Genomic DNA, 299 nt, shown 5'->3' on the forward strand with positions numbered 1-299 from the left:
ACCAGCCGCGACCATCGCCGACCTCCAAGCCCAGCTCGACGAGTTCCGCGACACCTACAACAACCACCGACCCCACCGAGCCCACCGACGCACGACACCCGCAGCCGTGTACGCCGCGCTCCCCAAAGCCAGCCCCGCCACCGCCGCGGACCCAGGCATCCACTACCGACTGCGCTACGACCGCGTCGACGTCTGGGGCAAGGTCTCCTTCCGCCGCGCCGGCCGGATGCACCCCCTCGGCGTGGGCTACGCCCACCGCGGCACCAAGATCCTCGCGATCGCCGACGACACCACCGTCA

At 71.2% G+C, this 299-nt stretch carries 1 protein-coding gene; it reads left to right on the forward strand.

Going from position 1 to position 299, the window contains the following annotated elements; genetic code table 11:
• On the forward strand, nucleotides 1-299 hold a 299-nt coding region (locus tag F0U44_RS22135; RefSeq protein ID WP_149730573.1), incomplete at both ends, for an integrase core domain-containing protein.

Source organism: Nocardioides humilatus, assembly GCF_008373755.1.
Taxonomy (GTDB): Bacteria; Actinomycetota; Actinomycetes; order Propionibacteriales; family Nocardioidaceae; genus Nocardioides; species Nocardioides humilatus.